Below are 3,474 nucleotides of genomic sequence, written 5' to 3'. Positions count from 1 at the left end.
CCGCACCAGATGCGTCCGCTCCCAGCCGCACGGCCGGTCCACGGCGCCGTCCGGGTTCGTCATCCTCCGCAGCTCCAGCAGCCCCTGCCAGGCGCTGTGCACCTCCCGGAGCCGGGCCGGGCCGGACACCGGCGGCTCCTCCTCACCGCCGACCCGGGCCGTGAACACCCCCGTATCCGGCGCGGACCGCGCCTGCGGCTCGGGTACGGACTCCCGGACGCGATGGCCGGCCGGGGTGAGGAAGTGGTCGTGCGGTGGCCGCGGGTGCCGGAAGGCCAGGCCCCGCTTCACCAGCGCCGCGAGCTGGGCCGGCGTACCGCGCAGCCGGCCGGTGACCGGATCGGCGGCCTCGATCACCCGCCGCTGAGCGGCGGTCGGCGGTCGGGTCACGGGCTGCTCCTCTCCGGCACCGCTGACGGGCGGCCCCGCCCGCACGGACGGCCGCCCGGGCCGTCGTACGGCCCCGGTCGAAGAGTACGGCCGGGGTCTGACAACGGCCGGTGCGCGGCGGAGCGTCGCCGGTGTGTGGTGGGGCGTCGCCGGTGGCGTGCGGGGGGCGTCATCCGGGGCACATCCCTTCGCCGCCCGGGGCCCCGCCGCTACTCCGGTGGCCGGATGTTCCAGCCCGCCACCACGGGCCGGCCGTGTTCCGTGCCGAGGCGGCACAGCGCTCCCGTGGCCAGCTGGAAGAGGGCGCCGTGCCGGGGCGACAGACCCAGGCGGCGGGCGGTGAGGACCCGGAGGAAGTGGCCGTGCGCGATCAGCACGACGACCCCCTCGGTGTTGGCGAGCGCGGCGTCGGCCTTGGCCAGCATCCGGTCGGCGCGTTCCCCGACCTGCGCGGGGGACTCGCCCGGACGGTCCGGGGGACCGGGCGCGACCCCGTCGGTGAACAGGAACCAGCCCGGCCGGCTCCGCTGGATCTCCGGCGTGGTCACGCCCTCGTACCCGCCGTAGTCCCACTCGCACAGGTCGGCGTCGACCCGCGCGTCCGGGATCCCGATCAGCTCGGCGGTCTCGCGCGCCCGCTGGAGGGGGCTGACGAAGGCCGCCCCGATCCGGTGCGAGCGGATCAGCGGGACCAGCCGGCGCGCCTCGTCCCGCCCGCGCTCGGTGAGCGGTACGTCGGTCCGGCCGGTGTGCCGCCCGGACCGGGACCACTCGGTCTCCCCGTGCCGGACGAGAAAGAGGTCACCCATGACGGCACGGTGTCACACGGCCGCCGCCGCCCGCAGGACGGACTGCGCCGGACGGCGTCCCCGGTGCCCGCCGCCGTCAGGTTCCGGCCCCCGTACGGCGGGGCGGGGCCATGGCGATGGTCTCCCCGCACGCGTCGAGCACGGCCGCCTTCCCGTGCGCGTCCGTGACCGGGACGACCGTGCCGTCGGTGTCGTGCGGCGCGGTGACGGAGGCCTCGTGCTGCCGTACGCACCAGGTGCCCGCGCCCGGCGTGCCGCGGCGGGTGTAGCGGAGGTCCACGGCGACGGCGGAGTGGCCGGGCAGGGCGACGGCCGCCGGATGCCCGGAACCGGCACCCTCGACGCCGTCCGCCTTGCCGTTGTGGAGCTCAAGGCTCGGGTACCCCGTGAACAGGCAGGCGCCGGAGCCCTTGTTGACGGCGGTGAGGCGCGCTCCGGACCGGTCGTCGCCCCTTTTGGCGCCGTCGCCGTCACCCTTGCCGTCGTCGAGCAGCGACAGCGTCCAGGTCAGTGCGGCGGTCCGGCAGGGCGGTGCGGCCGTGTCCGGTGTGGCGGTGGTGGTGGCGGTCGTGGTGGCGTCCGGTGTGGCGGTCGTGGTGGTGCCGCAGGCCGTCAGCGTCAGGCCGGCCGTGAGCGTGAGGCCGGCCGCGAGCGCGGCGAGGCCGGCGGCCGGTCGGGTGGTGGCGGGCATCGTTCCCCCTGGAAGTGCCGTGGTGTGGTCAGGTGCCGGGGTGGACCAGCGTGTACTCGGTGCCGAGGGCCTTGGTGCCGGTGTCGGCGTACAGCGTGACCTCCCCGTCGGACCAGCACACGACGAGGTCGTTCGCCGGGCCGTCGTGGCGGAAGGCGCCGGCGGTCAGCACCCGCGCCCGCTGCCACAGGCTGTCCGGGCCGCGCACCCGGGACCTGGTGCCGACCCCCGCGGCCGAGGTGCCGGCGTAGGTGTCGAGCGAGCCGTCCGCCCAGCGCACCAGCAGGTCCCCGGCGGCCGTACCGTCGAAGTCGCCGCCGGTCAGCAGGGCCGCCTTGGTCCAGGCGGGGCCTGCGGGCAGGATCCGGGTGCCGGTGCCGAGGCCGCCGGTGCCCACCCGCGGGTACCGGGAGAGCCCGCCGTCGGCCCAGCGGACCAGCAGGCCGGTGCCCCCGTCGTCCCCGAACGCCCCGGCGGCGAACTGGGCGGCGTTCTTCCACGGGGAGCCGGGCGCCGCCATCCGGATCTCCCGGCCGAGGCCGGAGGGGCCGGGCTGCGGGTAGAGGGTGACCTCGCCGTCGGACCAGCGCACCAGCAGCCCCGCCCGCCGATCACCCGTGAAGGTGCCGCCGGCCACGGTACGGGCGTGTGTCCAGGTGGAGTTGGCCGGCCGCAGCCGCTTCTCGGCCCCGAAGCCGCCCTTGCCGTCACCCGGGTACAGGGTGACTCCGCCGTCGGACCACACCACCAGCAGATCGCCGTGCCGGTCGCCGGTGTACTCGCCGGACGCCGTGAAAGCGGCCTTGCGCCAGCGCCCGGCACCGCCCGGCAGGCTGCCGCTCAGGCCGCGGTACGGGGGCAGGTCGGCGGGCGGGGCCTGGTCGGCGACGGCGCGGGCGAGGAGGTTCGCGGCGTCGGCGCCGAACGCGGTGGCGTAGCTGATGTAGTCCACGTCGGCGTCGTTGCCGCCGCCGTTGTAGCCGCCGAGGTTGCCGATGACGTGGCCGGTGCGGGCGTCGTCCTTGTAGTCGGTGATCCAGGGGCTGCCGGACACCCCGCCGTAGTAGCCGCCGCAGGTCATCGACAGCTGCCGGAAGCCGCGCAACTGGCTCGTCGGGACGGTGCACTTGACCGCGCGTCCGGCGCTGTTGTGCCGGTGGGAGGGGTAGCCGACGACGGTGACGCCCCGGTGGGTGTAGCCGGCGGGCCGGGTGAAGGTCAGTCCGCCGCCCACCGCGTCCTGGAGGGACCTGCCCCACTGGTTGGCCGAGACCCGGGCGAACGCGGTGTCCAGGTCGGAGGCGGCCTTCTTGCTGGTGGACGAGCCCGGGTCGGGCACGTACCGCGGGTCGATGAAGATCCGCTTGATGTGGAAGATGCCGTACGGCTGCCGGTCCGGGGCCGCGCCCTTCACGAACTTCGGGACGAAGATGTAGTCGCCCGTCATGCTCCGCGCGCAGTGGGCCGCGGTGAGCACGATGTTCCGGGCCCTGGTGTCGATGACGCTGCCGGTGCAGTGCCAGGTGGTGCCGCGCGGCCCGTCGGAGCCGAAGAACGTGCCGACCAGCCGGGTGCCCTGGAACA

The 3,474-nt window shown here is 75.8% G+C and carries 3 protein-coding genes and 1 pseudogene; all 4 read right to left on the bottom strand.

All coding sequences use genetic code 11. The features are described 5' to 3' along the window. Positions 1 to 390 (bottom strand): annotated as a pseudogene (locus H5J33_RS27890) (hypothetical protein); the annotation flags it as partial. 209 nt (positions 391 to 599) lie between these two features. Then, the gene (locus H5J33_RS27885) at positions 600 to 1,199 is read right to left on the bottom strand and encodes a histidine phosphatase family protein (protein WP_181797603.1); all 600 of its coding nucleotides are present in this window, start codon (positions 1,197 to 1,199) and stop codon (positions 600 to 602) included. Between the two features lie 76 nt (positions 1,200 to 1,275). After that, on the bottom strand, positions 1,276 to 1,890 hold the full coding sequence (locus H5J33_RS27880; protein ID WP_181797602.1) for a DUF4232 domain-containing protein: 615 nt from the start codon (positions 1,888 to 1,890) through the stop codon (positions 1,276 to 1,278). A 28-nt stretch (positions 1,891 to 1,918) separates the two neighbouring features. Continuing rightward, positions 1,919 to 3,474 (bottom strand): serine protease (locus H5J33_RS27875; RefSeq protein WP_258565441.1); only part of this gene is annotated, 1,556 nt, incomplete at its 5' end.

Source organism: Streptomyces sp. WELS2 (assembly GCF_013870595.1).
In the GTDB taxonomy this organism is placed as follows: domain Bacteria; phylum Actinomycetota; class Actinomycetes; order Streptomycetales; family Streptomycetaceae; genus Streptomyces.
The sequence above is the reverse complement of the archived record's forward strand: the minus strand, read 5'-3'. Positions and strand labels throughout refer to the sequence as shown.

Bases quoted from the DNA above. Each gene is read 5' to 3' on its own strand.
- H5J33_RS27885 (WP_181797603.1), bottom strand. From the start codon at position 1,199: ATGGGTGACCTCTTTCTCGTCCGGCACGGGGAGACCGAGTGGTCCCGG.
- H5J33_RS27880 (WP_181797602.1), bottom strand. From the start codon at position 1,890: ATGCCCGCCACCACCCGACCGGCCGCCGGCCTCGCCGCGCTCGCGGCC.